The following is a 763-nucleotide window of genomic DNA, read 5'->3' on the forward strand; positions in this document are numbered from 1 at the left end:
GCGTAGATGGCGGAGACGTCGCGCACCAGCACCGCCATGGACGTGGCGTCCGACACGGCATGGTGCATGACGAGCACCAGCACGTGGGTCCGAGCATCCAGCGTGAGCAGCGTGGCGCGCACCAGCGGTCCGCGTTCCAGGTCGAACGGGCGGCGGGCCTCTTCATGGGCCAGGCGGAGCGCTTCGGCCTCGCGGGCTTCGGCGGGCAGGGACTCCAGAGACACCCGGGCCAGCGGCAGGGACGCATCCGCGGAGATGATCTGCCGGGGCTGTCCCGGTGCCTCGCGGAAGGAGGTCCGCAGGCCTTCATGCCGGGCCGCGAGCGCCACGAGGCTGCCCTCCAGCGCGGCCACGTCCAGCGAGCCCTCCAGGCGCACGGCGGCGGGCAGGTTGTAGGAGACGTCTCCGGGTGCGTACTTCGACAGGAAGAACAGCCGGGCTTGTGAGGACGAAGCCTCGCGGTCCCCGCCCAGGTCGCGGCGGCGAGGCGCGGAGCCGGCGGTGTCACGGAGGGACGCCAGCCGGTGCGCCAGGGACGTGATGCTCGGGCCCTGGAGCAGCCACTCCATGGGCACCGTGAGGCCCATGCCCGTGCCGACTTCGTGGGCCAGGTCCACCGCGCCCAGCGAGTCCAGCCCGTAGCGCGTCACCGGAGCATCGACGTCGATGTCCTCACGGAGCATGCGCGCGTGCCGGGCCACGATGTCGCGCAGCCAGCCCACCAGCGCCTCAGCGTCCTGGCCAGAGTGCGAATCCAACGCAG

1 protein-coding gene is annotated in these 763 nt (G+C 72.2%); it reads right to left on the minus strand.

Annotated features, from left to right (window positions below; genetic code table 11):
• Positions 1-763, minus strand: a 763-nt coding sequence (locus D7X55_RS39950; RefSeq protein WP_233610394.1) for a condensation domain-containing protein, incomplete at both ends; no start/stop codon positions are given.

Source organism: Corallococcus sp. AB049A, assembly GCF_003668885.1.
Lineage (GTDB): Bacteria > Myxococcota > Myxococcia > Myxococcales > Myxococcaceae > Corallococcus > Corallococcus interemptor.